We start from the raw sequence: 25,374 nt of genomic DNA on the forward strand, positions 1-25,374 counted from the left end.
TCGCGATTTCCTTTCGCAGCGGCCGCGCCGCGATCACTTTATGTAGTCACATCATGTACGTCGATTCGCACTGTCATTTGAATTTTCCTGAACTGGCCGCCGATCTGCCAGCCATTCTTGAGCGCATGGCCGCCAACCAGGTCAGCCACGCGCTGGTCGTCAGCGTCAACATGCCCGAATGGCCCGGCCTGATGTCGCTGGTGGAACCCCAGCCCAACCTGTGGGCCTCGGTGGGCGTGCACCCCGATTACGAAGACACGCCCGATCCGTCGCCCGAAGAGCTGGCGCGCTTGTCGCGACACCCCAAGGTGGTGGCCATCGGCGAAACCGGGCTGGATTACTACCGTTTGTCCGAACCGCTGGATTGGCAGCGCGAACGCTTTCGCCGGCATATCCGCGCCGCGCGCGACACCGGCTTGCCGCTGATCGTGCACACGCGCTCATCCGCCGAAGACACGGTGCGCATGCTCAAGGAAGAAAAGGCAGCCGAGGTGGGCGGCGTGATGCACTGTTTCACCGAAACCTGGGAAGTGGCCCAGGCCGCGCTGGACCAGAATTTCTACATTTCGTTGTCGGGCATCGTCACGTTCAAAAACGCGCAGATCGTGCACGAAGTGGCCAGCAAGGTGCCGCTGGACCGCCTGCTGATCGAAACCGATTCCCCGTACCTGGCGCCGGTGCCGTATCGCGGCAAGCTGAATGACCCGTCCAAGGTGATCCACGTGGCCGAAAAGATTGCGGACCTGCGAGGCATCCCGGTGGCCGACGTGGCGCGGGCGTCCACGGAGAACTTCTTCAAGCTGTTCGGCAAGATCAAGAAGTAAGCAGTAAGAAGTAAGCAGTAAGCAGGAAGCAGTAAACAGTAAGGGCGGTGCGCAAAGACATACCGTTCAAAGACATACCGTTCAAAGACATACGGTTTGAATGCACACCATCGGCCAGGCCAGAAACCCGGCCTTCAGGCCGCCGCCCACCTAACCCTCGTTCCTTTCCATCCAGGATAGCCATGACCGCCCGCACACCGACTTTCCGCCCAGTCCTGTCGCAATGCCGAGGCGCGCTGTTGGCGCTGGCCATCGCCTTCGGTGCCTGCGCGGCCCCCGTGGCCGACGCCGCCAACCCGGGCGATTGGTGGGTGTACGTGGCCAACGATTACCCGGACGACGTCAAGGACCTGCTGGCGCAGGGGGCCGACCCCAATGTGCGCTACCAAAACGGGCAACCCGCCCTGATGCGCGCGGTGGTCGACGGCGCCTGGAAGGTGTTTGACGTGATTGCGGCCGACAAGCGCACGGACGTGAACGCCGAGAATCCGGCCGGCGAAACGCCGCTGATGTACCTGGCCATTGCCGGCCAGACCGAACGCGCCAAAAAGCTGATCGCCCGGGGCGCCCAGGTCAATCGGCTGGGCTGGACGCCGCTGCACTACGCCGCGTCCAAGGGGCAGATGGAAATGGCGCGCATGCTGCTGGGCAAGAAAGCCATGGTGAACGCGCCAGCGCCGGGCGGTGAAACGCCCCTGATGATGGCGGCGTTGGGCGGCAACCGAGAAATGGTCGATCTGCTGATCAAGGCGGGGGCGGACGTCACCACGCGCGACCTGAAGAGCCAAAGCGCTGCTGACTGGGCGCGCAACGGCAAGTCGGCGGCGGTGGCGACGTACCTGACCACGAAGGTGGCCCAGGCGGACGAGGCCAAGCGCGCGCGCCGCGCGGCCAGCCCCGCGCCGGTAGAGGCCGATGCCGCGACGGGCGCGGATGCCGCCGCGCAGGGTAGCGCGCAAGGTGCCGCGCAGCCGGCTGGGGAAACGTCTGGCGCGTCGATGGGCGTTGCGCCGGGCGCCGCGCCGGCGGCCGGGGCTCCGGCACCCGCTGGCAGTGCCTCGGCCCCGGCCGCCGCACCCAGCGTGGGCGGGGTGTCCGGCGTCAAGCTGAACAACTACGACACCCCTGCCGCACCGTAAACAGGCAGGACGCAGGGCGCCCAGCCATCGCAATGCGCTGTTGCCCCTTTCCCCCCTGATAGGGACACATCAAAAAGACCGCATTGCGGTCTTTTTTTTCGTACTTATCTGGGGTTTTCCCTGCTTATTCTCATTCTTCGGGAAAAAATCAAATAAGAACCACCATGAATTGATAATCTCGGCTCCTTATTGGCGGGAGCAGAGTGGATGTCGGAACCATCGGTAGGGCCGGGCGCGGATCGTGTCCTGTACGTGTTGGCCACGCTGGCCCGGCACGATGGCCCGTTGACGATCGCCGCGCTGGCCGACAAAACCGGGCTGGCCCAAAGTACGCTGTATCGCCAGGTTGCCTTGCTCAAGCGCTGGGGCTTTGTGGCCGAGCACGAGGGCGAATACGGCCCGGGGCCGCTCTGCGTTCAACTGGCGTGGGGCTTTGACCAGTCTTCCTTTTTGATACACGAAGCGCAGCCCGACATGGCGACGCTGGCTGCCGCATCCGGCGAGACCATCGGTTTGCTGGTCGCCGTGAAGGATCAGGCCGTGTGCCTGGACATGATCGAAAGCCAGCACCCGCTGCGCTGTTCGTTCACCAAGGGACGCGGCCTGCCATTGGCGCGCGGCGCATCCGCCAAGTCATTGTTGGCCTTCATGCCGCTGGGCCGTCTGCAAGCCGCCTTGGCCTATCTGGCCGACGAAGCCGGGGTGGACCCGTCCCGCCTGGAAGACGAGCTGGAACGGATACGCGGGCAGGGCTATGCCGTCACCGATAGCGAAGTGGATGCCGGCGTGTGGGGCGTAAGCGTCCCGATATTCCAGCGGCCCAATCAGGCCGTGGCCTCCATCACCTTGATGGCGCCGTCCACGCGCGCGGCGCAACGGCCCGACGCGCTGATCGCCATGACCGTGGCTGCGGCGCGCCGCATTTCCGACCGCCTGAAGGTCCACTAAAGAGCCTCTGACCGAGCGCTGCCGCCCGATCCCAATCGAATATGTCGTTGCACTGTCGCCCCAGCCGTTTCGTTTAGCCGTCCCCTTGGCCGCCTGCTCCGCCGCATCCGCGGGCCGGCCCTTTTAGCCGCCTGTTCCGCCGCATCCCTCTAGCCGTACTCACCGCCGTACCCATTCGCATAGGACTCACCATGACTACTCGCCGCACATTGTTGACCGCCGCCCTGACGCTGGGCCTTGCCTGGAGCGCCGGCGCGGCGCATGCCCAGGAAACCATCCGCGCCGTTACCGACGCCACGTTCCCGCCGATGGAGTTCGTCAAGGACGGCAAGCGCACCGGCTTTGACATCGAGCTGGTCGAAGCGCTGGCCGGCGCCATGGGCAAGAAGGTCGAGTGGATCGACATCGATTTCAAGGGCCTGATCCCCGCCTTGCAAGCCGGCCGTGCCGACATCGCCGTGTCCGCCATCTACATCACGCCCGAGCGCAGCAAGGTGGTGGACTTCACCGACCCGTACTACGCCGGCGGCCTGGTCGTGCTGACCAAGACTGATAGCCCCATCAAGACGCTCAAGGACCTGGACGGCCGCAAGGTGTCGGTGCAGGTGGGCACGAAGTCGGTCAACTACCTGAAAGAGCACCTGCCGGCCGTGCAGCGCGTGGAAGTCGAGAAGAACCAGGAAATGTTCAACCTGGTGCAGATCGGCCGCGCCGACGCCGCCGTGACGGGCAAGCCCGCCGCCAAGCTGTTCGCCCAAAGCACCTCCGGCCTGACCGTGCTGGACGACCAGGTGACGACCGAGGACTACGGCATCGCCGTGCCCAAGAGCAAGCCCGAGCTGACCCGTGATTTGAACGCCGCCCTGAAAAAGCTGAAGGCGGACGGCAGCTACCAGGCCATCGTGAACAAGTGGTTCGAGGCGCCCAAGAAATGAACCTGGAATTCGCCCCCGTCTTCGCCGACTTCGACAGCCTGATGCGGGGCGCGGTGGTTACCGTGGAGGTAACCGCCGGCGCCTTGCTGCTGGGCTGTGTCATGGGCCTGTTGGTCGGCGTCGGCCGGCTCAACCCCAAGCGCTACGTCATCTACAACCTGTGCAGCGTTTATCTGCTGTTCTTTCGCGGTACGCCGTTGCTGGTGCAGCTGTTTATCTGGTTCTTTGGTCTGCCGCAGTTTGGCGTGACCTTGCCCGCGTTCGCTTGCGGCGTGCTGGGCCTGGGCATGTATTCGGGCGCCTACGTGTCGGAAATCGTGCGCGGCGCCATTCAGTCGGTGGACCGTGGCCAGACTGAGGCCGCGCGTTCGCTGGGCATGTCGTCCGGCCAGGCCATGCGCATCATCATCCTGCCGCAGGCGGTCGTGCGCATGATTCCGCCGCTGGGCAACGAGTTCATCGCGCTGATCAAGAATTCGGCGCTGGTGTCGCTGCTGACCATTCACGACCTGATGCACGAAGGGCAGAAGATCATCAGCGTGTCGTATCGGTCGCTGGAGACCTATCTGGTGGTGGCCTTGATCTACCTGGTGCTGACCACCGCCGCCATGTTGATTTTGCGCAGGGTTGAAAAGCACCTGCGCGCCGGAGGGATGGTGCAATGAACCCGCTAGGCAATCCGCAGGAAATGATCCGCATCCGCGGCCTGGAAAAATCCTACGGCGAGCATGCCGTGCTCAAGGGTATCGACTTTGACGTGCTGCCGTCGCAGGTAGTCGTGGTGATCGGCCCCAGCGGGTCGGGCAAAAGCACGCTGCTGCGTTGCTGCAACGGCCTGGAGGTGGCCGAGGCGGGCACCGTGGACATCTGCGGCCAGACCTTGCTGGACCACGGCACGCTGCTGCCCGAGGCCGCGCTGAACCAGCTGCGCATGCAGGTGGGCATGGTGTTCCAGAGCTTCAACCTGTTTCCGCACCTGTCCGTGCTGGATAACGTTACCGTGGGGCCGCGCACGCTGCGGGGCATGGGGCGCGACCAGGCCAATGCGCTGGCCGAAGACCTGCTGAAAAAGGTGGGGCTGGTGCAGAAAATGGCGGCCATGCCGGCCAGCCTGTCGGGTGGGCAGAAGCAGCGCGTGGCCATTGCGCGCGCGCTGGCCATGCAGCCTAAGGTCATGTTGTTCGACGAGCCGACCTCGGCGCTAGACCCCGAACTGGTGGGCGAAGTGCTGCAGGTGATGAAACTGCTGGCGCGTGAAGGCATGACCATGATGGTCGTCACGCACGAAATGGGTTTCGCGCGCGATGTGGCCGACGTGGTGGCGGTGATGGATGGCGGGGTGATCCTGGAATCCGGCCCGCCCGAAGTGATCTTTACTGAACCGCGCGAGGCTCGCACCCGTGAATTCCTGCAAGCGGTATTGAGTCAGGGGACGGCGGCATGAGCGCGGCACAGCTGGATCAGAACGTGTGGAAGGCGCGCGACGACAGCGCCGAAGAGGGCGACACGCGTCGCTTGGCGCACATCGTTCAGGCGGAAGCCGGCCAGGCAAACAAGGGCGAACCCGTCCTGCTGGGGTTTGCTTGCGACGCGGGCGTGGCGCGTAACCAGGGGCGTGTCGGCGCGGCCGAAGGGCCGGCGGGCATCCGCAAATTCCTGGCCGGCTTGCCGGCGCATGGGCTTGCCCGGCTGCTGGATGGCGGCGATGTGGTGTGCCAGGGCGATGCGCTGGAAGACGCGCAAGAACGCCTGGGCCTGCGCGTGGCGGAACTGCTGGGGCAGGGCGCCCGCCCGTTGGTGTTGGGCGGCGGGCATGAAATTGCCTGGGGCACTTTCCAGGGTTTGGCGCGTTGGCTGCAAGCCCGTGGCGACACCGAACCCGTGCTGGTCCTGAACCTGGATGCGCACTTCGACCTGCGTACCGGCCGCCCGGGAAGTTCCGGCACGCCCTTTGACCAGATCGCGCGCTACTGCGAAGCCGAGGGGCGGGCGCTGCAATATGCCTGCCTGGGCGTCTCGCGGCTGGCGAACACGCCGGCGTTGTACGCCCGTGCCGCCGAGGTGGGGGCCGTGTGGGTAGAAGACCGCGACATGCAGGAGCGCCATCTGGAAGCTCGGCTGGCCAACGTGGACGCGTTGCTCGCGCGCGCGCGCCACGTGTACCTGACCATCGACCTGGACGTGTTGCCGGCGGCGGCGATGCCCGGCGTGTCCGCGCCCGCGCCTTACGGGGTGCCGATGGCCGTTGTTGAGGAAATCGTGCTGCGCGTGAAGGCCAGCGGCAAGCTGCGGGTGGCCGACATGGCTGAGTACAGCCCGCGCTTTGACGTGGACGGCCATGGCGCGCGCGCGGCGGCGCGATTGGCCTGGCAGCTGATGGCGCCGTGAAGAGGTGCGCGGTGAAAGGGGGGCAGTCCTGAACGGGGCTGCCCCTTTTTTCATCGCTGTTCCGGTAACGCCCGGCCGGCGCGGCTTGCGGTTGACCGAGGCTGGACGCGTGCGCGTTCGCGGCTTAGGATAGGTCAGTTTTCGAGCCGGGCTCGTGACCCGTACGGTATCCGCCACAGCTATGCGTCCCCATTAAAAATATTTAGGTTTTAAATAGGGACGCTATAGTTTTCGTGGATAAAATGGCGCAACTTTGTCAGGAGATCATGCTCATGTCTCACACTCCCACCCATGCCTTGCCGTCTTATCTGAATGCCGATGACCTCGGCCCCTGGGGTAATTACCTGCAACAAGTCGACCGGGTCACCCCGTACCTCGGCACCTTGGGTCGGTGGGTCGAGACGCTGAAGCGTCCCAAGCGCGCCTTGATCGTCGATGTGCCGATCGAACTCGATAACGGCACCATCGCGCACTTTGAAGGCTATCGCGTGCAGCACAACGTGTCGCGCGGCCCGGGCAAGGGCGGTGTGCGTTTCCACCAAGACGTGACGCTCTCCGAAGTGATGGCATTGGCCGCATGGATGTCGGTCAAGAACGCCGCCGTGAACCTGCCTTATGGCGGCGCCAAGGGTGGCATCCGCGTTGACCCGCGCACGTTGTCGCAATCCGAACTGGAACGCATGACGCGCCGCTACACCAGCGAAATCGGCGTCATCATCGGGCCGTCCAAAGACATTCCCGCCCCCGACGTCGGCACCAACGCCCAGGCCATGGCGTGGATGATGGACACCTATTCCATGAACGAAGGCGCCACCGCCACGGGCGTGGTCACCGGCAAGCCGATCGCGCTGGGCGGCAGCCTGGGCCGTGTCGAAGCCACCGGCCGTGGTGTGTTCGTGGTGGCGTGCGAAGCCGCTCGCGACCTGAACATCGACGTGTCCAAGGCGCGCGTGGTCGTGCAAGGCTTTGGCAACGTGGGCGGCACCGCTGCCCGTCTGTTCCATGAAGCCGGCGCCAAGGTCATTGCCGCCCAGGATCACACCGGTACCGTGCACAACCCCGCCGGTCTGGACGTCCACAAGCTGCTGTCGCACGTGTCGCAACATGGCGGCGTGGGCGGCTTCTCGGGTGGTCAGGCGCTGGACAAGGACGAGTTCTGGACGCTGGAAACCGAATTCCTGATCCCGGCCGCACTGGAAAGCCAGATTACCGCCGACAACGCCGCCAAGGTGCGCGCCAAGGTCGTGGTGGAAGGCGCCAACGGCCCCACCACCCCGGAAGCGGACGACATCCTGTTCGAACACGGCGTGTATGTGGTGCCGGACGTGCTGGCCAACGCCGGCGGCGTGACGGTGTCGTACTTTGAATGGGTGCAGGACTTCTCCAGCTTCTTCTGGAGCGAAGAAGAGATCAACCAGCGCCTGGAACGCATCATGCGCGAAGCCTATAGCGCGGTGTCGCAGGTGGCCAAGGAACACAAGGTAACGCTGCGCACCGCCGCGTTCATCGTGGCTTGCACGCGCATCCTGCAAGCGCGCCAGGTGCGCGGCCTGTATCCGTGATGACTGAATCGGCGTGGCGTCATTGACGCGGCGCCGAGGAGGCCGAGGCAGACAAAAAGAGAAATCGCCCCGCAAGGGGCGATTTCCATTGGGGCATGGCCGGCGCAATCTGAATAGAATGTGCCGGAGCTGGAGCCCAAGCTCAAAGCCGAGCCCCGACCCAGACCAAGGTCCACGCCAAGGTCCAGGCCTATACCCGAGCTGAGCCCGTACCCAGGCCGGTCGCGGCCGCCGCCGCTCATCGACACTTCCCCCTTTCGCCACCCGGAGACCTTCATGACTCAAGCCCTGCCGTCCACGACACTGACCGTGGACCCCGCCTGGATCGACGCGTATGGCCATTTGAACGCCGCGCACTATGTCGGCATCTTCGATCGTGTGGGCTTTGAGCTGCTGGGGCAGGTGGGCGTGGGGCTGGACTACACCGAGGCCACGCGCTGCGGCATCTACACCATGAACGTGCACGTGGCCTATCTGCGCGAAGTGCTGGCCGGTGACCCGCTGATGCTGCGCGTGCGCTTGCTGGAATCGGATAACAAGCGGGTGCTCTGCCTGATGGAACTGACCCAGACCCGCGACGGCTACCTGGCCGCCACCATGGAGCAGCTGTCCTTGCATGTGGACCTGAACACGCGTCGCGCCACGCCGTTCCCGCCCGAGTTGGAACAACGCCTGGCCCGCGCCGTAAGCCAACACGCGGCCGAGCCACTGCCGCCGGGCTACCGCCGCCTGCTGCCGCTGAAAGGTCCGCGTTAAGGGACGAAGCGACGCTTGAGTCGACGCCCAAACCCAGGTCGAAACTGCGCCGAAACAACACTCCAACCCGCGCCGAACCACGCTCGGTGATGCCGTGATTGCATTGCCAGTGCGCCCTTCATAACATGCTCTGGTGACGTGCTCGTGGCCGCACCGGCATTCTTTCCGGTTGTGGAGCGCTGACCACAGTGGGGCTTTTTTTTCGCGAATCGGGGCCACTAGCCGTACCGCATCATTTTCTGACACATAGCGTCCCTAGAATTCGTTCCTGCCATGCGCCATGCGCCGCTTGCCCAGCAAGCCGGCACGCGGCCTGGGTATGTTCAATCAAAGGGAATATGTAATGAAAAAGACTCTGCTCGCAACCGCGCTCCTGGCCGCCGTCACCGGCGTGGCCCAAGCGGAAACCTCGGTAACGCTGTATGGCCTGATCGACACCGGTATCGGCTACCAGCGCATCAAGGGCGACGGTTATCACGAATCCAAGGTCGGCATGGTTAACGGCGTGTCGAGCGGCTCGCGTTGGGGCCTGCGTGGCGCCGAAGACCTGGGCGATGGCCTGTCTGCCGTGTTCACGCTGGAAAGCGGCTTCAATTCGGGCAACGGCCAATCCGGCCAAAGCGGTCGCCTGTTCGGCCGCCAAGCCACCGTCGGCCTGAAGGCCGATTCGTGGGGCCTGCTGGAATTCGGCCGCCAGACCAACATCGCATCCAAGTACCTGGCCTCGATCGACCCGTTCTCGGGCAGCTATGGCCAAGCTAACGTGGGCGTGGCCTTCAGCGCCGCCAACACCGTCCGCTACGACAACATGGTCCAGTATTCGACCCCGTCGTTCAGCGGCTTCCAGTTTGGCGTGGGCTACTCGTTCAACGCGTCCGACACGACCGCCGCCCAAACCGGCTTCAAGACTGCTGACAACACGCGCGCCATCACGACCGGCCTGCGTTACGTGAACGGCCCGCTGAACGTCGCCGCCACGTACGACCAACTGAACCCGGCCAACCAGCTGGGCACGGATGCCACGCCCAAGTCCTGGTCCATCGCCGCCGCCTACGACTTCGAAGTCGTCAAGCTGGCCTTGGGCTTTGGCCAGACGCGCGACGGCTGGTTCACCGGCCAAAGCATCAACTCGTTCGGCAGCGGCAGCCCCACGGCCAGCAGCTTCGGCACCAACGTTGCCGTGTCCGGCTTCAAGGCCAATTCGTACCTGGTCGGCCTGACCGTGCCGTTGGGCGCCAGCAGCATCCTGGCGTCGTGGCAGCGTGCCGACCCGAACGGCAACCCGCTGACCGCCGGCAACGATTCGACGATGAACGTCTACAGCATCGGCTACACGTACAACCTGTCCAAGCGCACCAACCTGTACGCGCTGGGTTCGTACGCGACCGACTTCGCGTTTGTTGACGGCGTCAAGAGCACCGTCGGCATCGTGGGCGTGCGCCACCGCTTCTAAGCCATCGCGGCAGGCCGGCGACGCGCGCGCGACGCGCGCCGCCGGCCCGTTCTTGCCGCGGTTGCATTGAGCGGACTGGGCGTCTTACCCGGCCACAGACGCGAAAAAAGCGGCCACCTCCCTAGCTCCACTCTCAGTCCGCTCACCCGAACCTCGGCCTGCACAAGGCCTTGCGCCGCGCTGAGCACGCATCCTTGACCGGCATTGGGCCATGCGCCCGTTGCCGGTCTTGGCATTGGCCTATGACGTGGGCAGCAGTTCCGGCTTCAGGATGCCGCGCAGGTCGGCATAAGGGATGCTTAGTTCCGGTTCGCCGTGCGAGTAGGGCGCAATCGAATAGGCGTCGTATTTGACGACGATGCCGTCGCGCGTCAACGCAAAGTTGTCGCTTTCCTGGAAGGGCCACATCTTGTTGTAGGCGGCCGGATCGCGCTTGGCGTCGGGGTTGCCCGTCAGCCATTTGGCATGCGCGCGCTGCAAGGCCGCAACGTATTCCGCGCGCCGGCCTGGGATCAACGCTTCATCCAGACTCATGACGCGGCCGCGCGAACGCTCCCAGTTCAAATACTGCGTGGCCGGAATGCCGTGCGCGGCGCCGGTCAAAAATTGCTCGGTGTGCAATTCAATCGCCACGATGTCGCCCACCGTGTCTTTCACCGACGCCTTGAAATACGTGGCGTCGCGGGCGCGCGCGGTCGACCAGAAGTATTGGGTGTATTCCGACAGCGTGTTGTAGGGGCCACGCCGATTGGCATCGGTGCCGGTCATGTAGGCCAGCACGTGGTCCACCAACGCCGTCAATTTGGGTATGCCCGGAAACGCCACGCTGTCGATTTCAATGCGCGGGCAGTCGCCTTCGCAGCCCGGTTTGTTCGACGCCCATTTGATCCGCTCGGTGGACAGGTCGCCCACTTTTTCCGGGGTGGTCGAAGCGGGCGCGGCCAGGGTGATGTTGGCAGGCGGCGTGCTGCCGCAGCCGGCCAGCGCCAACAAGGCCGCGCCCAGGATCAGACCGCTTATCCCGCCTGGCGGCGTGAATGTGCGACGCATTGAACTACCTCCACAAAATCAAGATCTTGCCGTCAAGGCACCACGCCCGTCCACTCGGGCGTCGAGAACTTTTCATCGGCTTGCTGCTGGGCGCGCGCCAGCGTGTCGCTGCCGATTTGCCCCGGAGTCAGACGATGCATGCCGGCAAAAGTTTCCAGCATGCGCTCGATGATGACTTCGCGCGCCAGACCGGTCTGCGTGCGCAGCGGGTCCACGCGTTTCTTCGCGCTGGTGGTGCCTTTGTCGGACAGTTTCTCGCGGCCAATGCGCAAGACCTCGACCATTTTATCGGCGTCGATGTCGTACGACATGGTCACGTGGTGCAGCACCGCGCCCGCACGTCGGGCTTGCGCCGCGCCGCCAATCTTGCCGATGTCGGACGCGATGTCGTTCAGGGGTTGATACCAGGCCTTGATGCCCAGGCCCTGTAACGCCGTCAAAACCCAGGCGTCCAGGAATGCATAGGATTCCTGGAAGCTCATGCCGTGCACCAGGGCTTGCGGCGCGCTTAGCGAATAGGTAATGGAGTTGCCCGGTTCGATGAACATCGCACCGCCACCGCTGACGCGGCGCACGACTTCAATGCCGTGGCGCTTGGCGCCGTCGGGGTCCACTTCGTTTTTCAGCGATTGGAAACGGCCGATAACGACGGCGGGCGCCGCCCATTCCCAGATGCGCAGCGTGGGCGGGCGCTGGCCCGCGCCCACTTCATCGGTAATGACGGCGTCCAGCGCCATGTGCAGCGACGGCGCCTGCGGGCCTTCGTGGATCAATTGCCAGTCGTAATCGTTCCAGTCGGTGCGCGTCATGCAAGCGCCCTCCGCAGCACCACGGCCACGGCTTCGGCCGAAAAGCCGAACAGTTCGGCATCGGCGGGCAGGGCGGATTGCACCGCCACCGCCAATTCCAGTTCGCCGGCATCGGCCGGCATGCCGTTCAAGCCGCTGTTGATGGCTTCCAGCGCTTCGGGCGGCTCTAGAAAGAAGTCGCCGCTGATGCGTACGTTGGCCAGGCGGCCGTCGCGCACTTCCAGATCCGCGACAACCAATTTGCCGCCGGGGACTTTGTATTCGCCATGCATGGGCGCTCCTTGCGAAATCAATGAACAAAAACTACAGGTTCAGCTTCATGCCGTCGTGGCTGGCCGTAAAGCCCAGGCTTTCGTAGAACCGGCGCGCATCGGGGCGCGCGCGGTCGGTCGTCAGCTGGACCAGGCCGCAGCCCTGGGCGCGGCACTGGTCGATGGCCCATTCGAACATGGCCCGACCCAGACCCTGGCCGCGCGCCGACGAGGCGATGCGCACGCTTTCGATCTGGCCGCGCCACAGGCCCAACCGCGACAAGCCGGGTATGAACGATAACTGCAAACAGCCGACCAGGTGTGGACCTTGCTCAACCACGGCAAGGAACTGGTTGGAATCCTGCGCGATGGCGGCGAAGGCAGCCGTGTAGCGCGGGTTCAGCGGCACCGAGGCGTCTTCGCGCTTGGCGCCCAGCTCATCGTCGGCCAACAGGGCCACGATGTGCGGCAGGTCTTCCTGGCGCGCGCGGCGAAAGACCAATTGCGGATCGGACATCGCAGGGCTCCTGGCTAGCGGGCAAGGTTCTGCGCGGTCTGGCCGAACAGAATGCGGCGCGATTCCTCATCGCTGATGGAGGGCGTGGTATTGACGCTGTCGGCCAACGCGTACGCGCGCTGCGTGGCGGGGCGTTGCGCGATGGCGTTGAACCAGCGTTGCAGATGCGGGAAGTCGTTCAGGTCCTGACCCTGCTTGGCATGCGGCACGATCCACGGGTAGGCCGCCATATCGGCGATGGAGTAGTCGCCCGCCACGAATTCGCGGTCGGCCAGACGCTTGTTCAGCACGCCGTACAAGCGGTTGGTTTCCTTGACGTAGCGGTCGATGGCGTAGGGGATGCGCTCTTGCGCGTAGCCCGAGAAGTGATGATTCTGGCCGGCCATGGGGCCAAGGCCGCCCATTTGCCAGAACAGCCATTGCGACACTTCCGCGCGGCCGCGCAGGTCGGCCGGCAGGAACTGCCCGGTCTTTTCGGCCAGATACAGCAGGATGGCGCCCGACTCGAACAGCGACAAGGGCGCGCCGCCGTCGGCCGGTTGCTGGTCGACGATGGCAGGGATGCGGTTGTTGGGCGCGATGGCCAAAAATTCGGGTTTGAACTGATCGCCGCGGCTGATGTTCACCGGGTGGATCTTGTAGGGCAGGCCGGTTTCTTCAAGGAACAGCGTGATCTTGTGGCCGTTGGGGGTGGTCCAGTAATAGAGATCGATCATGGGGTGCGTCCTGGGAATCAAGGCGCCGCCGGCCGTGCCGGCGGGTGGAAGGCCATGATAGCGGCAGGCATTGTCGCCGGCCCCGAATAACCGGGGCCGGGGGCGGGTTTCTTGGCGGCCCCCAAACCCCGCGCCTTACACCACCCGGTGGGACCCGCCCGGCAGCCGCCACGTCCAGTTCAGGCTGACGCCGGCGGCGGCCACGAAGATCATCGCCACGCCCACCACCTGCATGGGTTCCATGCGTTGGCCATAGACGACCAGGTCCAGCAGGATGGCCACGGCGGGGTAGATGAAGCTGAGCGCGGCGGTGGACGTGGTCGGCAGCTTCTGGATGGCCGAATACATCAGGATGTACATCAGGCACGTATGCACCAACCCCAGCGCCACCAGATAGCCCCATTGCAGCGGCGCGGTCGGGACGGCGCTGAAATCCGCCATCGGCAGCAGCATCACGGCGCCCAGCGTCACCTGAACCAGCGCCAGCACCTGCGGCGGCACGCCCTTCAAGCGCTTGACGATGACCGCCGTCACGCCATACAGCGCGGCCGCGCCCAGGCCCAGCAGCAGGCCCGACAGATAGGCCTGGCCGCCCGCGTGCGTGTCCGTCAGGCGCAGCACCAGCAGCAGGCCGGCAAACGCCACGACGGACCACGCCAGCTTGCCGCGTGACGGGCGTTCGCCCAGGAACAGCACGCCCAGCCCGATCAAAAAGAAGGGCTGCACGTTGTAGACCGCGGTGGCCAGGGAAATGGACGCCAGCCGGTAGGCCGAGAACAGCAAGACCCAATTCATGACCAGCGCGGCGCCGGCCACCAGCGCCAGGAACAGCGTCTTGCGCGTGAACAGGCCGGGCTTGAGCAGGCCGCGCGACCAGCAATAGATGAACAGCGCCATGGCCCCGAACAGGCAGCGAAAGAAAACGACGTTCCAGGCGCTTTGACCGGATTCCAGGACAAACACGCCCAGGGTGCCGGATAAGGTCATGGCGGCGGCCATTTGCGCCAGGCCAAGGCGTTCTGATGCGGGGGTCATGAGGGGGTCTCCATCGGCCGTCTGGCCACGTTCTTGATGGAGAAATTATCCCAGGCGCATCGATGCGGTTATATGATGAATGCGTGGCGCTTTCATCCGCCAACCTTCATTTAGGTGAAATTTATGCAGAACGACCTAAAAAACGAAAACCCGGTACTGGATGGTATTGATCGCCGCCTGGTGCAGACCCTGGCGGCCAACGCGCGGACCACCACGGCCGACCTGGCTCGGCAGGTAGGCATGTCGGCGCCTAGCGTGGCGGACCGGCTGCGGCGCCTGGAGGAATCCGGCGTCATCCGCGCCTACACGCTGGATGTGGACCCGGTGGCGCTGGGCTACACGCTGGAAGCCATCGTGCGCATCCGGCCGCTGCCGGGTCAGCTGCGTCACGTGGAAGGCTTGATCGAGGAAATCCCGGAATTCGTCGAGTGCGACAAGGTCACGGGCGACGACTGCTTTATCGCCCGTGTGGTGCTGCGGTCGATCTCGCATCTGGACGGCATCCTGGAACGCGTGACGGAGTTCGCCGAAACCAACACCGCCATCGTCAAGGCGCATACGGTGCGCCGCCGCCTGCCGCCGTTGCGCTAAGGGCGTCGTCCCAGCCGAGTAGTCCTAGCCGCCTACTCCCAGCCCTTACACCGGGGCCGACAACGCCCGCGCCACGTCGTCCTTCAAACCCGCCGGCGTGTCGGTGGGCGCGTAGCGCTTGATGACCTGGCCATCGCGGCCCACCAGGAATTTGGTGAAATTCCACTTGATGCCTTCGGTGCCGAAGACGCCGGGCTTTTCGCCCTTGAGCCAGCGGTACAGCGGATGGGCGTCGGCCCCATTGACGTCGATCTTGGCAAACAGCGGAAAGCTGATGTCGTACTGCGTGGCGCAGAAATTACGGATCTCGGCTTCGTCGCCCGGTTCCTGGTGACCGAATTGGTCGCACGGAAAGCCCAACACCGTGAAGCCGTCGTCACGGAACGAACGGTACAGCTCTTCCAGCCCCGCGTATTGCGGCGTGAAGCCGCACTTGGACGCCACATTGACGACCAGCAGCACGCGGCCGCGATACGTGTCCAGGGATTGATCCACCCCGTGAATATCGCGGGCGGTGAAATCGAAAATCGTGCTCATGCGGGCTCCTGTGTCGGGCGTTGCGACGCGGGCGCGTCGGTGCGCCAATTGGCTCGTGGAGTGTAGCGCCGCGTGCGCACGCCGGGGTATCAGACCAATCCGATATCCACGGGGGCCACACCCGGGAATACCTGCGCCAGGCGGGCTTTGTCCAGCCCGTACAAGCGCGCGAACAGGCCCGCGAAAACGGCGCGGTATTCGTTCAGAACAGGGTAGTCGCGGTCCTGGAACAGGGTGTCGTGGCGGACAGGGACCTGGCGTCCGGCAATCCGGCCACCGCGCACGTTGCCGCCCATCACCCAATAGACGGTGCCGTGACCGTGGTCCGTGCCCTTGTTGCCGTTTTCGCGAAACGTGCGGCCAAACTCGCTGATGACCACGACGGTGGTCTGGCCCCAGGCCGGCCCCATCGCGTCGGCATAGGCCGCCAGCGCGCGCCCCAACTGCCCCAGCCGGCCGGCCAAGGCACCCGTGGCGGCGCCCTGGCCGACGTGCGTGTCCCAGCCGCCCACATCCACAAACCCGACGTTGTAGCGGTCGGTCATGAAGCGGGCGATGCGGCGGATTTCCTTTTCCAACTTGTCGGTCGACACGGCGTTGCCGTTCGCGGCCTGCATTTCGGCGTCCAGTTCCTGCCGGGTGGCGCCCATGACGCGCTGGCCTTCGTCCACGGCCGCGTGCAGGTCCGTGTCGCGGTACATCGCGGCAATGGCGCGGTTGTCGGCGTCGCTCAAGCGGGATTTTCTGTTCGCTCCGCCCAGGTCCACGTTGGGCACGCGGGCATCGCCACGCAAAATTTGCGGCACATCGGACGTGAACGCGGCGGGGTGCGAACCGTTGGCGCCCAGGGCCAACGTCAAGCGGTTCAGAAACCCGGATCGGTAGTTGCCATCCTTGCGGGCGCCTTGGCCCAGCTCGATGCTGTTCTGCGTTTCGAAGTGGCTGCGGGTCAGGTCCTCGGTGCCGGCAAACGGGACAAAAGCCAGCTGTTTGTTGCGGTAGAACGGCAGCAGGCTATCGGCCAGCGCCGGGTGCAGGCCCCAGCCATCGGCCAGCGGCAGGGCGGCGCCATCGCCTGAGCCGGGCCGGGCGATGGCAATGCTGGGGCGCGACTCGTAATAGAAGTCGCTGGACGTGGGCACCAGCAGGCTGGCGGCGTCGTACGCGCCGCGCATGAAGACGACCAGCAGGCGGTTGCCCGACGCGGCGGGCGCCGCATACAAGCGGCTGCCGCCCAGCAGCAGCGGGGCGGTGGCCATCATTTGAAGCAAGCGGCGGCGGTCCATCGCGTTCTCCTAGCGGCGCATGAATTCTGGCGAGGCCAGCAGGTAGGTATTGGCATCCACGGGTTTTCGGGCCTGGCCCACGGCCTGGCGCGTTGCGGGCGACAGGACGCGCAACAGATCCGGGTTGGCATCCAGCAGCGGCGTCGCCTTGGGCAGCGCGACCGGCTCCGGGGCCTCTGTCGTGCGATAAAACGGCTGCGGTGCGGCGGCAATGGCGCGCGCAATTTCAAACCGTTGTGTCATCTGCCCCGAACCCGCCCAGTCAGATTGCGACATCGGATAGCCGTCGGGCGTGGGGCGTTGGTACATGCCCTGGCCCATCTGTTGCAGCATCGACAACACCGCCTTGGGATTGCGGATGGGCGGCATGTCGGCATAGGTCAATCGCAAAGCAGAAAACACGTAATGCACCGGGTCCTTGAACACGCCGGTCTTCAAGGACTTGGCGAACTCCGGCGAGGCGATCATCGTTTGCAGCGTTGCCGCGATGTCGCCATCTTGGGCCTGAAAGGTTTTGGCCATGCGCGCCACCAACGCGGGCGGCGGCGATTCCCCCACGAAGTACGCGGCCAGTTTGGTGCTGACAAAGCGCGCCGTGGACGGGTGGCGCGCCAGCAGGTCGATGGCTTGATCGACTTCGTCCAGGCCGCCGCCGCGAATGGTGTGGCCCAGGAACACCTTGTCGCCGCTATCGTGGCGCGCGGGGTTGAACAAAAACAGCCCCTGTTGGACCAGCCCGGCGCGCAATTCGGGTTTGACCTTGGGTGGCTTGTCGCTGTTATGCACGCCCAGGCCGGTCAGGATGCGCGCCAGTTCCTGCACGTCTTTTTGCGTATAGCCGCCACCCACGCCCAGTGTGTGCAGCTCCATGATTTCGCGCGCATAGTTCTCGTTGATGTGCCCCGCCACATTGCGCGTGTTGTCCAGGTACACCAGCATGGCGGGCGACCTGACGGTGGCGCGCAGCATGTCGCGGAATTTGCCCAGCGCGTGTGGGCGAATGGCTTGCTCTTCGTATTGCGGCAGATACGTGCCCACGTCGCCTTTGCCCGCGAACACATTGAAGTGGTTCATCCAGAACCATGTCATCTGTTCCTGCAAGGGGGCGGGCGAATACAGCGCGCGCCACACGGCGCGGCTGGCGGCGTCCTGGGCGCGCTGCCGCGATATCGCGCGTGCGTCGCGCTGCGCTTGCAGCTTGGCCTGGGGATCCAGATCGCGCGCGTCTTGTCGCAGCTTGCGCTGCCGCGCCTGGGCGTCCTGTTCGGTTTCCTGGTTGATGGGCAGTGCATCGATGGCCGACTGCACCTCGGCGGGCAACCGCGCCTGGGCGTCCGGGTGCAACTGCGCATGCACGTAGCGCTGCGCGCCCATCTCGCGGATGCGAGCCAGCTCGGCGGGCGTGGCGCCCCAAGTGATGCGGTTGACCAGGGCGGCTTCATACGCGCGGGTGTCTTCTTGCGGGGCAGTGGCCGCGGCAGGGGAAGCAGCCGCCGCTGCCACGCTCGCCAGCGCCAGGCACAGCATTGGCACGACGTTGGTCAGCAGCATTCGTGATCGCATCATGAAGCAAGACCCTGAAAGGGCAATAAGCGGTGTGACAGGATAATCCTCCGAACATTCCCGCGCCGGGCAGTCCTGAAACGCGCGGAAACCGCAATTTTCAGTTCGCTGCCGACCCGGCGCGGGCTGGGGCCATTGCGGCGCTTGGCGGCACGTCGTCCTATCATGGCCGCTTGCAGTCAATAACGCTGCACAAGACGATGCACAAGACGAAAGCAGGAGCACGCCGATGGAAGGAATGATCGAACGCCTGGAGGCGATGTTGGCCAAGGGCACCGACAATATGTTGCTGCGATTTTCGCTGGGCAAGGCCTATGCCGAACAAGACAGCTTTGAAAAAGCCGAAACCCATTTGCGCGCGGCGTTGGCGTTCGACCCCGCGTATTCCGTCGCTTGGAAATGGCTGGGCAAGGCTTGCCTGGGGCGGGGCGACGTAGAACAGGCGCGCGCAGCGTGGGACCGGGGCGTGGCGGCCGCCCAGGCGCGCGGCGACAAGCAGGTCGAAAAGGAATTGCAGGTCTTCATCAAGCGCCTGGACAAGCAGGCGGCGGCGGGTTCGTGATCCGCCGCGCGCCGCGCTTGATCGCATTCACCCCACCGCCGGCAAATTCCCAAACGCTTCCAACGCACGCAAGCGGCTTTGCGCCAGGTCGACGATCGGCATCGGATAGCCCGCCGCCGCACGTTCCATCGGGCTGGGGTCGTGGATGGCCTTGTCGTCCAGGTCGGCCAGTTCGGGCAGCCATTCGCGCAGGAACACGCCGCGCGGATCGAAGCGGCGCGATTGCGATAGCGGGTTGAAGACGCGGAAGTACGGCACGGCGTCGGCGCCCGTTGACGCGCTCCATTGCCAGCCGCCGTTGTTGGCGGCCAGGTCGCCATCCACCAGCTGCGACATGAACCACGCTTCGCCCAGCCGCCAGTCGATCAACAGGTTTTTCGACAGGAACATGGCGGTGACCATGCGCAGCCGGTTGTGCATCCAGCCCAGCGCCAGCAATTGGCGCATGGCCGCGTCCACGATCGGAATACCGGTCCGGCCTTGCTGCCACGCTTGCAGGTCATCCGGCGCGTCCCGCCACGGCACGGCGGCGGTCTCCGGCTTCATCGGCTGATGCATGGACAGCGAGGGGTAGGCAGCCAGCAGATGCTGATAGAACTCGCGCCACAGCAGTTCGTTGATCCATGTCGCCGCGCCCGCCTTGCCGCTATCGAGCTCGCCGTGATTGGACGCCAGCGCCGCGCGCAGCGCCTGGCCGGGCGACAGTACGCCTGCCGCCAGATAAGGCGACAAGCAACTGGTGGCGGGCAAGGACGGAAAATCGCGTTCGTCCTTATAGGCGTCGATGATGCCGTCGGTGAAGGCGTCCAGCCGGTCTCCCGCGGCAGTTTCGCCGGCGGGCCATAGCGTGCGCACCGCGTCACTGGGCGCGGCGAAGCCGTCGAAGGCGTCCGGCAGCGGGTCGGCCGTCCAATCGGGCGGGGTTTGCGGGCGTGGGGCGGGCACCGCTACCACCGGCGCCGTGCGCAGCCGTTCGCGGCAGGTGCGCGCATAGGGCGTGTACACGCGATAACAATCGCCCTTGCCGGTGGTAACCGTGCCGGGCCGCAGCAGGGTCGCGCCGTGATGCAGCGTCCAATCCACGCCGATGCCGTCCAGCGCGGCGGCCACGGCGGCGTCGCGGCGGCGTTCGTTGATCGCCCATTCGGTGTTGGCGTGCACTTGGGAAATGCCGTGCGCCTGGCAGAAATCAGCAATCGCCTGGGGCGCGTTGCTCCAGTCCGACACCGTCAGCAGCTTCAGCGGAATGCCGCGTTCGCCCAGATCGCGCGACAGGTCACGCAGGTTGCGCAACCAGAAATCCACCTTGGCCGGCGCGTCGCCATGCTGGCGCCACTGTTCGGGCGCGGCCAGGAACAGCGCGGTCACCGTTCCGTTTTCACGGGCAGCCGCCAGCGCGGGGTTGTCGTGCATGCGCAGGTCGGTGCGCAGCCAGAGCAGCGTATTCATGGAGGGCGATCCCAGGCAAAAAGTGGGCGAAGGGCGATGCCCTGCGTCGAGGCTGGCATTCTATATTGGCCCGGCGCATGGAAGACGATGTAAAAACTACGAGTAGATGTGACGGCGCGGCGTGACGGAATCCGGCGTCGCCAGCCGGCATTGCACACGGCATGCGGGATGCGCCGTTCGCCCGGGCAGCGGGGGAGGCCGGGCGGCGTCCGGGCACAGGCGGCAAACCGGTTCAGACGACGTGTAGCGGTCAAACCATGAAACACGCTGGCGCGAGGTTTGTATTGACGCGCCTGGGCCGCCGCCATGTAATCGATTCAACGACTGAAAAAAAGTTGAACGCTATGGGAAATCTGATGGACCTTCGCCCGTCCTTTCTACGGGGACGCACATCCGCCGCCACGACATCGCGCGACGTCCTGCAAAAGTTGTGGCGTTCTTTCGATTTACCCGACGAATCCCTCGACCACGTGATGCTGACGGGCGCCGAACCGGTGTTGCCGTCTTCGTTCGCTGTGGGGACGGCCGCGCAAGCCAGCATGGCCGCCGCAGCGCTGGCAGCGGCTGAACTCTGGTATCTGCGAGGCGGCTCGCGCCAGCAGGTCAGCGTAGACATGCTGCACGCGGCGCAGGAATGCCGCAGCCACTTCACCATCAACGGCGTCACGCCCAATATCTGGGACCCGATCAGCGGCGTCTACCAGTGCGGTGACGGGGGCTGGGTGCGCATCCATGCCAACTTTGCGCACCATCGAGACGGCGCGTTGGCCCTGTTGGGCTGTCCCGTCGGAGAGGGCACTACGCGCGACGCGGTCCAGGCGGCGTTGAGCCGCTGGAAAGCGCTGGACTTTGAACAGGTGGCCGCCGACGCGGGCCTGGTGGTTGCCGCGATGCGCAGCTTTGACGAATGGGACCGCCATCCGCAGGGCCAGGCCGTGGCGGCGCAACCCTTGATGACCATTGAGCGCATCGGCGATGCCGACCCGCGTCCCTTGCCCAAGTATGGGCACGACGCCCGGCCGCTGAAAGACATTCGCGTGCTGGACCTGACGCGCATCATCGCCGGCCCCGTGTGTGGCCGGGCGCTGGCGGCTTATGGCGCCGACGTGATGCTGGTGAACTCGCCGCAGTTGCCCAACATCGACAACATCATCGACACCAGCCGGGGCAAGCTCTCGGTGCTGGCTGACCTGGACACGGCCGACGGCCGCATCGCGCTGGGCAACCTGCTGCGCAGCGCCCACGTGTTTGTACAGGGCTATCGGCCGGGCGGGATGGCGGCGCTGGGCTTCGGGCCGGAAGACGCCGCGCGTATCCGCCCGGGCATCGTGTATGTGTCGCTATCGGCCTATGGCAACGTGGGCCCGTGGGCCAACCGCCGGGGCTTCGATTCGCTCGTGCAGACCGCCACGGGCTTCAACCACGCCGAAGCGCAGGCAGCTGGCCAGGAAGCGCCCAAGCCCCTGCCGATGCAGATTCTTGACCATGCCTCGGGCTACCTGATGGCGTTTGGCGCGCAGGTGGCGTTGGCGCGCCAAGCAACGGAAGGCGGCAGCTGGCACGTGCGCGTGTCGCTGGCGCAGACGGCGCATTGGTTGCGCGGGATGGGCAGGGTGGAAGGCGGGCTGGACTGCCGCATGCCGGACTTTGACGGTTTGCTGGAAACGGAGGCGTCGGGCTTTGGCGAGCTGGTAGCCCTGCGTCATGGCGCGCGCTTTTCGGAAACGCCCGCCCGTTGGACCCGCCCGTCAAGTCCGCCGGGCACGCATCCGACCGTGTGGCCGTTTAACACGTAGGACGTTCCGCGCTGATGGCCGGAAAATAACGAAGGCGCCGTTTGGCGCCTTTTTTTCTGGCTTGCGGAAGTCGCCTCTTACTTGGTTTTTTCCTGCTTGGCCTTCCAGTCGCGCAGCGCGCGCATGGTGTTCGTCACGTGCGACTCGGGGTTCATGTCGGTGAATTCGTACAGGATTTTGCCCTGCGGCGAAATCACGTAGGAAATCCGCTGTGCGTATTCCGGGCGCTTGTCGTGCACGGCGTCATACGACTTCATGATCTTGCCATCGGCATCCGCCGCCACGGCGAACTTGCCACGGCATTCACTGACCGAGAATTTGTTCAGCGTGTCGATGTTGTCCGTCGATACGCCAATGACGGTGGCGCCCAGCGACTTGTATTCGTCGGTGGCTTCGGCAAAGTTGTGCGCTTCGATGGTGCAGCCCTGCGTGAAGGCGGCGGGAAAGAAATACAGGACGACCGGGCCTTGCTTTAGCGCGTCGTTCAACTTGAACGTGAAGACCTTGCCGCCCAGCGAGGCGTCGGTGCTGAAGTCGGGCGCGGGCGCCCCGACGTTCAAGGCGGCGTGGGCGGATGCGGCGGCCAGCAGGCCGCAGAGCATCAGGCTAGAAACAAGGCGCTTCATGGAAGTCTCCAATAATCAATCGTTGGGCGCGCGGCGGTGGGCGGCAAGTGGCCTACTGTAGTCCGCGCGCGGCCCAGGGTCCAGTTCAGTCACGGTTAGGGCCACCGCCTCGGCCGCCGCCATCGCCGCCACCGCCCGGCTGCCGCTGCGGCTGTTCACGCGCCTGCTGTTGCCGCGCCTGCTGCTGTTCGCGGCCTTGTTGTTGGCGAGCTTGTTGCTGCTGCTGCTCACGCGCCTGTTGTTCACGCGCCTGCTGCTGACGGCCTTGCTGCTGTTCACGGGCCTGCTGCTGGCGGGCTTGTTGCTGCTGTTGGTCGCGGGCCTGCTGCTGGCGGGCCTGTTGTTGCTGTTGCTGCTGCTGTTCGCGCGCCTGTTGCTGGCGCACTTGTTGTTGTTCGCGATCTTGCTGCTGCTGGCGCTGCTGTTGATCGCGCTGCTGCTGATTCCGCTGCTGCTGATCGCGCTGTTGAATCTGCTGCTGAACCCGCTCTACATCCCGCTGCTGCACGTCTCGCTGCTGGCGGTCGCGTTGCTGTTGGTCCCGCTGCTGCTGATCCCGCTGCTGCTGATCCCCTTGCGGATTTCGCTGTTGAATCTGCTGCTGAACCCGCTCTACATCCCGCTGCTGCACGTCTCGCTGCTGGCGATCGCGTTGCTGTTGGTCTCGCTGCTGCTGATCCCGTTGCGAATTTCGCTGTTGAATCTGTTGCTGGACCCGCTCTACATCCCGCTGCTGCACATCCCGTTGCGCCTGCGTCCCGACCACGGTCTGGCCCGGGCCTCGGCCGTGGTCCGGCCGATTCGGATTCCCGCGATTCGGGTCGGGGCGGTTGTTGTCGCCGCCCGGTCGCCCACCCTGTGGCCCGCGACCGTTATCGGGGTGATCCACAAACGCCTGCGGCGGGCGGCCCTTGTTGTGGTCGTAGAACTGCGCGCGGTTATTGCCCGCTTCGCGCACGTAGTTGCGCTGTATGTCGGTCGGCGGCGCATGGCGGTCGTTGCGGGCGGCCAGCTCGCGCGGGTCCGCCGCGCGCCGGATGCCGTTCGGCCCGCCGTGATAACTGACGCGGCGGTTGTCGATGTTGTTGACGACCACGGTGTGGTTGTAGACGTTGGTGACCCGCGTGACGTTTACGTTCGTCACCGAGCGGTTGTAGTAGAAGCGGTCGCGCTTCCAGTAACCGCCCACATAGCCCAGCCCGACATAGCCGAAGCCATAGTTGATGCCGCCATAGAATCCCACGTGGGGGCCCCAGTAACCGGGGCTCCATATGTACAGCCCATTGGAGAACCCCCAGTATCCGGGCGTCCACAAGGCGCCGTTATAGGGCGCCAGCACCCAGGCGCCGGGCACCCAGAAAAATCCGTAGCGGTTGCGGCTCCAGTAGCCTGGCACCCACAGATAGCCGTCGGCCGGGGCAGGCGGCTGCACATACTGGGGCAAGGGCGGCGGCGGTTCCGGGCTGCGGTCCACCAGCGCAAGATTCGCGGATGCCGGGTCGCCGCCATCGTAGTCAGGAGCGGCGGGCGCTCCCGGCGGGGGCGGCGGGGCGTCGTAGGTTTGCGCCACGGCGGCGCTGCCCGTCGCCAGCAAGGACACGGCAAGAGCGATATGGGCGGCGGCAGGCCGCAGGCGGGAAATCCGGGCTAGGGGCGTCATGGCAGTTCCTTCAGGACGCGTCGACGGCGACGGTCAATAACCGCGGTAGTAGTAATGCGGCGCGGGATACGCCGGGTAGTAATAGTGCGGCGTGTAATACACCGGCGCGGGGCGATAGTACGCCGGGCGGGCCGGCACCACGACGCATCCGGTCAGCGTGCTGGCGATCACCATCATCAACAAAAGGCGCTTCTTCATGTTCTTGACTCCCTACCTGCGCCAGGCGTGTCATACGCCCTTGGTGCGCTGGTAAGGATTAGGCCATACCGGATGGCAGTCGTTCGCCTCTTGTAATCGATCCGAAACAGCTTTCGCGTGACCGATGTTTGCGCCTGCGTGACGGCGCATGTCGTTGGTATCAAACGTTGCGGAAAAAAGAACGGGGCCGCCATGGCGACCCCGTTTTGCGTCACGCCGCGTCACGCCGCGTAACGGCGATGGCGGCAGTGGAGGCGATCAGTTCCAGCGTCCGCCGTTGCCGGCCAGGCTGAAACGGCCGGCGCCCATGAAGGCCAGCGCCAGCGCGGTGAACAGGAACATGCCTTGCAGTTCCAGTGCCCAGCCGCCATTGTTCGTCATGCTGCTGAGCTGCCCGGTGTGCGCCAGCAAGATGGCAACCACCATATTGATGGCGATGATCAGGCCACCCAGGCGCGTGTACACGCCAACGATGAGCAGAACGGGCGCGATGATCTCGCCCACGTAGACGCCATAGGCAAGAAAGCCCGGCAGGCCGTGCGAAGACAGCATGCCGCTGATGCCGGTAACGCCATTGCCCATCAGTTTGGACAAGCCGTGCAGCAGAATCAGAATGCCCAAAGCCAGGCGCAGGATCAGCTTGCCGGTATCGTCGGACTTGATCATGGTGAATTTCTCTTGTGATGGTTAAAGGAGGACAAGGCTACGTTGGAACCCACCGCG

General features: G+C 64.9%; 27 protein-coding genes. 13 read left to right on the forward strand and 14 right to left on the reverse strand.

Annotated elements, in window-relative coordinates; translation table 11 throughout:
- Nucleotides 1-53 precede the first annotated feature (53 nt).
- From DVB37_RS10905 to DVB37_RS10950, 10 genes are all read left to right on the forward strand, one after another.
- Nucleotides 54-824, forward strand: coding sequence for a TatD family hydrolase (locus DVB37_RS10905; RefSeq protein ID WP_120155052.1), 771 nt, complete (start codon nt 54-56; stop codon nt 822-824).
- 182 nt (nt 825-1,006) lie between these two features.
- A complete protein-coding gene (locus DVB37_RS10910) occupies nt 1,007-1,963 on the forward strand; it encodes an ankyrin repeat domain-containing protein (protein ID WP_120155054.1) in 957 nt (318 codons plus the stop codon).
- Nucleotides 1,964-2,170: 207 nt separating this feature from the next.
- Nucleotides 2,171-2,911 (forward strand): IclR family transcriptional regulator, encoded by a 741-nt coding sequence (locus DVB37_RS10915; RefSeq protein ID WP_120155056.1) that lies wholly within the window; start codon nt 2,171-2,173, stop codon nt 2,909-2,911.
- A gap of 191 nt (nt 2,912-3,102) precedes the next feature.
- Nucleotides 3,103-3,846 (forward strand): transporter substrate-binding domain-containing protein, encoded by a 744-nt coding sequence (locus DVB37_RS10920; RefSeq protein ID WP_120155059.1) that lies wholly within the window; start codon nt 3,103-3,105, stop codon nt 3,844-3,846.
- Nucleotides 3,843-4,511: an amino acid ABC transporter permease gene (locus DVB37_RS10925; protein WP_046806818.1), complete on the forward strand. Its 669-nt coding sequence runs from the start codon at nt 3,843-3,845 to the stop codon at nt 4,509-4,511. Before DVB37_RS10920 ends, DVB37_RS10925 begins: the two co-directional genes overlap by 4 nt.
- Nucleotides 4,508-5,290: an amino acid ABC transporter ATP-binding protein gene (locus tag DVB37_RS10930; protein WP_046806819.1), complete on the forward strand. Its 783-nt coding sequence runs from the start codon at nt 4,508-4,510 to the stop codon at nt 5,288-5,290. The genes DVB37_RS10925 and DVB37_RS10930 overlap by 4 nt, the downstream gene beginning before the upstream one ends.
- On the forward strand, nt 5,287-6,234 hold the full coding sequence (gene hutG / locus DVB37_RS10935) for a formimidoylglutamase (protein WP_120155061.1): 948 nt from the start codon (nt 5,287-5,289) through the stop codon (nt 6,232-6,234). The genes DVB37_RS10930 and hutG overlap by 4 nt, the downstream gene beginning before the upstream one ends.
- 272 nt (nt 6,235-6,506) lie before the next feature.
- Nucleotides 6,507-7,796 (forward strand): Glu/Leu/Phe/Val dehydrogenase, encoded by a 1,290-nt coding sequence (locus tag DVB37_RS10940; RefSeq protein ID WP_104145655.1) that lies wholly within the window; start codon nt 6,507-6,509, stop codon nt 7,794-7,796.
- Nucleotides 7,797-8,072: 276 nt separating this feature from the next.
- A complete protein-coding gene (locus tag DVB37_RS10945) occupies nt 8,073-8,552 on the forward strand; it encodes a thioesterase family protein (RefSeq protein WP_120155063.1) in 480 nt (159 codons plus the stop codon).
- A 343-nt stretch (nt 8,553-8,895) separates the two neighbouring features.
- Complete coding sequence (locus DVB37_RS10950; RefSeq protein WP_046806857.1) at nt 8,896-10,005, forward strand: porin; 1,110 nt, start codon at nt 8,896-8,898, stop codon at nt 10,003-10,005.
- Nucleotides 10,006-10,245: 240 nt separating this feature from the next.
- Here DVB37_RS10950 and DVB37_RS10955 read toward each other — a convergent pair whose 3' ends face one another.
- From DVB37_RS10955 to DVB37_RS10980, 6 genes are all read right to left on the reverse strand, one after another.
- Complete coding sequence (locus DVB37_RS10955) at nt 10,246-11,055, reverse strand: RsiV family protein (protein WP_046806823.1); 810 nt, start codon at nt 11,053-11,055, stop codon at nt 10,246-10,248.
- A gap of 32 nt (nt 11,056-11,087) precedes the next feature.
- Nucleotides 11,088-11,864 carry a biotin/lipoate A/B protein ligase family protein gene (locus DVB37_RS10960; protein ID WP_120155065.1) on the reverse strand — a complete coding sequence of 259 codons (777 nt, stop codon included), beginning with the start codon at nt 11,862-11,864 and terminating at the stop codon, nt 11,088-11,090.
- Entirely contained in the window at nt 11,861-12,136 is a 276-nt protein-coding gene (locus DVB37_RS10965; RefSeq protein WP_046806825.1) for a lipoate protein ligase C-terminal domain-containing protein, read from the reverse strand. The genes DVB37_RS10960 and DVB37_RS10965 overlap by 4 nt, the downstream gene beginning before the upstream one ends.
- Nucleotides 12,137-12,167: 31 nt before the next feature.
- Nucleotides 12,168-12,632 (reverse strand): GNAT family N-acetyltransferase, encoded by a 465-nt coding sequence (locus DVB37_RS10970; protein WP_046806826.1) that lies wholly within the window; start codon nt 12,630-12,632, stop codon nt 12,168-12,170.
- Between the two features lie 14 nt (nt 12,633-12,646).
- Nucleotides 12,647-13,348: a glutathione S-transferase N-terminal domain-containing protein gene (locus tag DVB37_RS10975; RefSeq protein ID WP_120155068.1), complete on the reverse strand. Its 702-nt coding sequence runs from the start codon at nt 13,346-13,348 to the stop codon at nt 12,647-12,649.
- 135 nt (nt 13,349-13,483) lie between these two features.
- Nucleotides 13,484-14,383, reverse strand: coding sequence for a DMT family transporter (locus DVB37_RS10980; RefSeq protein WP_120155070.1), 900 nt, complete (start codon nt 14,381-14,383; stop codon nt 13,484-13,486).
- Nucleotides 14,384-14,506: 123 nt separating this feature from the next.
- On the opposite strand from DVB37_RS10980, the gene DVB37_RS10985 reads away from it, so the two are divergent.
- Entirely contained in the window at nt 14,507-14,974 is a 468-nt protein-coding gene (locus tag DVB37_RS10985; RefSeq protein WP_046806829.1) for an Lrp/AsnC family transcriptional regulator, read from the forward strand.
- Nucleotides 14,975-15,019: 45 nt separating this feature from the next.
- Here the strand turns inward: DVB37_RS10985 and DVB37_RS10990 are convergent, their stop codons facing one another.
- The 3 genes from DVB37_RS10990 to DVB37_RS11000 form a co-directional block, all read right to left on the reverse strand.
- On the reverse strand, nt 15,020-15,511 hold the full coding sequence (locus DVB37_RS10990) for a glutathione peroxidase (RefSeq protein WP_120155072.1): 492 nt from the start codon (nt 15,509-15,511) through the stop codon (nt 15,020-15,022).
- Nucleotides 15,512-15,600: 89 nt separating this feature from the next.
- Nucleotides 15,601-16,797 carry a DUF1501 domain-containing protein gene (locus DVB37_RS10995; RefSeq protein WP_046806831.1) on the reverse strand — a complete coding sequence of 399 codons (1,197 nt, stop codon included), beginning with the start codon at nt 16,795-16,797 and terminating at the stop codon, nt 15,601-15,603.
- A 9-nt stretch (nt 16,798-16,806) separates the two neighbouring features.
- On the reverse strand, nt 16,807-18,363 hold the full coding sequence (locus tag DVB37_RS11000; protein ID WP_120155075.1) for a DUF1800 domain-containing protein: 1,557 nt from the start codon (nt 18,361-18,363) through the stop codon (nt 16,807-16,809).
- A 226-nt stretch (nt 18,364-18,589) separates the two neighbouring features.
- Here DVB37_RS11000 and DVB37_RS11005 point away from each other — a divergent pair, with 226 nt between their 5' ends.
- Entirely contained in the window at nt 18,590-18,922 is a 333-nt protein-coding gene (locus DVB37_RS11005) for a tetratricopeptide repeat protein (RefSeq protein WP_082134614.1), read from the forward strand.
- Nucleotides 18,923-18,949: 27 nt separating this feature from the next.
- On the opposite strand, the gene phrB is transcribed toward DVB37_RS11005, so the two are convergent.
- Entirely contained in the window at nt 18,950-20,371 is a 1,422-nt protein-coding gene (gene phrB / locus DVB37_RS11010) for a deoxyribodipyrimidine photo-lyase (RefSeq protein WP_120155077.1), read from the reverse strand.
- 344 nt (nt 20,372-20,715) lie between these two features.
- Between phrB and DVB37_RS11015 the strand changes: the two genes are divergently transcribed.
- The gene (locus DVB37_RS11015) at nt 20,716-22,167 is read left to right on the forward strand and encodes a CoA transferase (protein ID WP_120157448.1); all 1,452 of its coding nucleotides are present in this window, start codon (nt 20,716-20,718) and stop codon (nt 22,165-22,167) included.
- 77 nt (nt 22,168-22,244) lie between these two features.
- Here DVB37_RS11015 and DVB37_RS11020 read toward each other — a convergent pair whose 3' ends face one another.
- The 4 genes from DVB37_RS11020 to DVB37_RS11030 all read right to left on the reverse strand — a co-directional run bounded on the left by DVB37_RS11020 (nt 22,245) and on the right by DVB37_RS11030 (nt 25,317).
- Entirely contained in the window at nt 22,245-22,793 is a 549-nt protein-coding gene (locus tag DVB37_RS11020) for a peroxiredoxin (protein ID WP_104145666.1), read from the reverse strand.
- Nucleotides 22,794-22,878: 85 nt separating this feature from the next.
- A complete protein-coding gene (locus DVB37_RS11025) occupies nt 22,879-24,453 on the reverse strand; it encodes a BcpO-related WXXGXW repeat protein (RefSeq protein WP_120155079.1) in 1,575 nt (524 codons plus the stop codon).
- A gap of 33 nt (nt 24,454-24,486) precedes the next feature.
- Nucleotides 24,487-24,651, reverse strand: coding sequence for a hypothetical protein (locus tag DVB37_RS28330; RefSeq protein WP_162941192.1), 165 nt, complete (start codon nt 24,649-24,651; stop codon nt 24,487-24,489).
- Between the two features lie 258 nt (nt 24,652-24,909).
- The gene (locus DVB37_RS11030) at nt 24,910-25,317 is read right to left on the reverse strand and encodes a DoxX family protein (protein WP_046806835.1); all 408 of its coding nucleotides are present in this window, start codon (nt 25,315-25,317) and stop codon (nt 24,910-24,912) included.
- Between the last annotated feature and the right edge of the window lie 57 nt (nt 25,318-25,374).

It is taken from the genome of Achromobacter sp. B7, from assembly GCF_003600685.1.
GTDB classification, from domain to species: domain Bacteria; phylum Pseudomonadota; class Gammaproteobacteria; order Burkholderiales; family Burkholderiaceae_B; genus Achromobacter; species Achromobacter spanius_B.

Coding starts and splice junctions, on each gene's coding strand:
- DVB37_RS11015 (WP_120157448.1), top strand. CDS start 20,716: ATGGGAAATCTGATGGACCTTCGCCCGTCCTTTCTACGGGGACGCACA.
- DVB37_RS10950 (WP_046806857.1), top strand. CDS start 8,896: ATGAAAAAGACTCTGCTCGCAACCGCGCTCCTGGCCGCCGTCACCGGC.
- DVB37_RS11020 (WP_104145666.1), bottom strand. CDS start 22,793: ATGAAGCGCCTTGTTTCTAGCCTGATGCTCTGCGGCCTGCTGGCCGCC.
- DVB37_RS10915 (WP_120155056.1), top strand. CDS start 2,171: ATGTCGGAACCATCGGTAGGGCCGGGCGCGGATCGTGTCCTGTACGTG.
- DVB37_RS10975 (WP_120155068.1), bottom strand. CDS start 13,348: ATGATCGATCTCTATTACTGGACCACCCCCAACGGCCACAAGATCACG.
- DVB37_RS11005 (WP_082134614.1), top strand. CDS start 18,590: ATGGAAGGAATGATCGAACGCCTGGAGGCGATGTTGGCCAAGGGCACC.
- DVB37_RS10925 (WP_046806818.1), top strand. CDS start 3,843: ATGAACCTGGAATTCGCCCCCGTCTTCGCCGACTTCGACAGCCTGATG.
- DVB37_RS10960 (WP_120155065.1), bottom strand. CDS start 11,864: ATGACGCGCACCGACTGGAACGATTACGACTGGCAATTGATCCACGAA.
- DVB37_RS10990 (WP_120155072.1), bottom strand. CDS start 15,511: ATGAGCACGATTTTCGATTTCACCGCCCGCGATATTCACGGGGTGGAT.
- DVB37_RS28330 (WP_162941192.1), bottom strand. CDS start 24,651: ATGAAGAAGCGCCTTTTGTTGATGATGGTGATCGCCAGCACGCTGACC.
- phrB (WP_120155077.1), bottom strand. CDS start 20,371: ATGAATACGCTGCTCTGGCTGCGCACCGACCTGCGCATGCACGACAAC.
- DVB37_RS10940 (WP_104145655.1), top strand. CDS start 6,507: ATGTCTCACACTCCCACCCATGCCTTGCCGTCTTATCTGAATGCCGAT.
- DVB37_RS10920 (WP_120155059.1), top strand. CDS start 3,103: ATGACTACTCGCCGCACATTGTTGACCGCCGCCCTGACGCTGGGCCTT.
- DVB37_RS10995 (WP_046806831.1), bottom strand. CDS start 16,797: ATGGACCGCCGCCGCTTGCTTCAAATGATGGCCACCGCCCCGCTGCTG.
- hutG (WP_120155061.1), top strand. CDS start 5,287: ATGAGCGCGGCACAGCTGGATCAGAACGTGTGGAAGGCGCGCGACGAC.
- DVB37_RS10930 (WP_046806819.1), top strand. CDS start 4,508: ATGAACCCGCTAGGCAATCCGCAGGAAATGATCCGCATCCGCGGCCTG.
- DVB37_RS11025 (WP_120155079.1), bottom strand. CDS start 24,453: ATGACGCCCCTAGCCCGGATTTCCCGCCTGCGGCCTGCCGCCGCCCAT.
- DVB37_RS10945 (WP_120155063.1), top strand. CDS start 8,073: ATGACTCAAGCCCTGCCGTCCACGACACTGACCGTGGACCCCGCCTGG.
- DVB37_RS11000 (WP_120155075.1), bottom strand. CDS start 18,363: ATGATGCGATCACGAATGCTGCTGACCAACGTCGTGCCAATGCTGTGC.
- DVB37_RS10965 (WP_046806825.1), bottom strand. CDS start 12,136: ATGCATGGCGAATACAAAGTCCCCGGCGGCAAATTGGTTGTCGCGGAT.
- DVB37_RS10985 (WP_046806829.1), top strand. CDS start 14,507: ATGCAGAACGACCTAAAAAACGAAAACCCGGTACTGGATGGTATTGAT.
- DVB37_RS10910 (WP_120155054.1), top strand. CDS start 1,007: ATGACCGCCCGCACACCGACTTTCCGCCCAGTCCTGTCGCAATGCCGA.
- DVB37_RS10905 (WP_120155052.1), top strand. CDS start 54: ATGTACGTCGATTCGCACTGTCATTTGAATTTTCCTGAACTGGCCGCC.
- DVB37_RS10980 (WP_120155070.1), bottom strand. CDS start 14,383: ATGACCCCCGCATCAGAACGCCTTGGCCTGGCGCAAATGGCCGCCGCC.
- DVB37_RS10970 (WP_046806826.1), bottom strand. CDS start 12,632: ATGTCCGATCCGCAATTGGTCTTTCGCCGCGCGCGCCAGGAAGACCTG.
- DVB37_RS10955 (WP_046806823.1), bottom strand. CDS start 11,055: ATGCGTCGCACATTCACGCCGCCAGGCGGGATAAGCGGTCTGATCCTG.
- DVB37_RS11030 (WP_046806835.1), bottom strand. CDS start 25,317: ATGATCAAGTCCGACGATACCGGCAAGCTGATCCTGCGCCTGGCTTTG.